Below are 1,632 nucleotides of genomic sequence, written 5' to 3' on the forward strand. Positions count from 1 at the left end.
CTAGCCCGGATATCTCACACTGTCTTTTGGCGTAGGTCTGAAGCGGGGATTTTGCGAGCGCGTGAGTTGCAGGCAAGGGCTGTCGCCGCGCGAAGCGGTGGTTGTGGTTCGGCGATATCCTTGTTGTTGACGGGAGGGTGGATCGGGGCGCTCAGATGGCGGCTGCCGATAGTCTGGCGTAGGTCAGGGCCCACTCGCGCTGGAAGGGGCAGGCGGAGTTCATGGCCAGCTTGATGCGGCGCACCGAGACGTTGACCAGGGCGCCGATCTTGAACAGTTTGAGGCGGATGGTGGCGCAGCTTGCCCTGGCGAGCCGTGTGTCCACCAGGCCGATGCGGCGCAGCGCGCAGATCAGCACATAGGCCATCGAGGCGAACCAGAGCCTGAGCTGGTTGGCGCGCAGGGTGGCGGCAGAGGTGCGGTCGGCGAACAGGTCGAGCTGGCATTCCTTGATGCGGTTCTCCATCTCGCCGCGGGCGCAGTAGAGGTCCTCGTAGAGGCATTGCGCCGGCCAAGCCTCGGCGGCGAGCGAGGTGACGACAAAGCGCGGGTTGGCCTCGCCTTGCGTCCACTCGGCCTTGGCCACGACCCGGCGCCGGCCGCTCCAGCTCTTGCGCGTGGTCCACAGGAAGTCCTTGAAGCGGCGGGCCGGCCGGCTGGTGAGGGCACTTTCCACCCTGGCCGCGTCCAGTTCAGCCGCGATGTGGCGGGCCAACCGAACATTGCGGGCCAGGCCGAACAGGTAGTCGACGGCGTTCTGCTCGCACCAGGCCATCAGCTCCTCACGAGCGAAGCCGGAATCGGCGCGCAGCACGATGCGAACCTTGGGCCAGCGCTGGCGCAACTGGCGCACGATGCGCTCGATCTCCTGAACCGCGCCGGCGGCGGCGTCGATGTTGGCGGGCCGCAGCTTGGCGCACAACAGGTGATCGCCGCAGAAGACGTAGAGCGGCAGGTAGCAGTAGTTGCCGTAGTAGCCGTGGAAGAAGCGCCCCTCCTGGTTGCCGTGCAGGGGATCGTCGGTGGCGTCCAGATCAAGCACGATCTCTTCGGGCGGGGCGGCGTGCGCGCCCATGAACAGCTCGACGAACAGCGCCTCGATCGCCGCCGGATCGTGGCTGATCTTGTGATAGCGCGAAGGCTGCGGCCGGCTCAGCTCCAGCCGGTTGAGCGTCGACTTGCCGGCGACGGCCGCGCATTTCTTGTGACGCCGCGCCTTGAGCTTGCCGGCCAGCACCGCCAGCACCGGATCATGGCGCAGTTCGTCGTGGTCGTTGAGGTCTTCATAGCCGAGCGCAAGCGCGAAGATCCGCTGCCCGACCAGCGTCTTCACCGCATGCTCGATCAAGCCCGGATTGCGGGCATCCACGAAGCAGCGGGCAAAGCGGCCGACCAGTCCGATCGCCCGCTCCGTCAGCCCCAGCAAAAGCGCCCCGGCATCCGACGTGATCGTCCCGCCGTCAAAACCGGCCACAACGGCGCGCTTTTCAACAGCTCCAAAATCAAACCGTTCTGCGCTACACTCTGTTTGCATCGGGGAACACCTCTGCCTAGGGTAAGTCTTTGTCGCAGAAGCATTTTCCCTGATTCGGAGCCCCGATGCACCTCAACTCTGTGAGATATTCGGGCTAG

At 65.4% G+C, this 1,632-nt stretch carries 1 protein-coding gene; it reads right to left on the reverse strand.

Translation table 11 applies throughout. From position 1 onward, the window contains the following. Nucleotides 1–151: 151 nt before the first annotated feature. Nucleotides 152–1,534: an IS1380 family transposase gene (locus NKH19_RS33225; RefSeq protein ID WP_352874160.1), complete on the reverse strand. Its 1,383-nt coding sequence runs from the start codon at nucleotides 1,532–1,534 to the stop codon at nucleotides 152–154. Nucleotides 1,535–1,632: the final 98 nt, after the last annotated feature.

This window comes from Mesorhizobium sp. M1338 (genome assembly GCF_040318045.1).
Lineage (GTDB): Bacteria > Pseudomonadota > Alphaproteobacteria > Rhizobiales > Rhizobiaceae > Mesorhizobium.

What these genes read in the sequence shown, in the direction of transcription:
- NKH19_RS33225 (WP_352874160.1), bottom strand. Translation starts at nt 1,534, where the DNA reads ATGCAAACAGAGTGTAGCGCAGAACGGTTTGATTTTGGAGCTGTTGAA.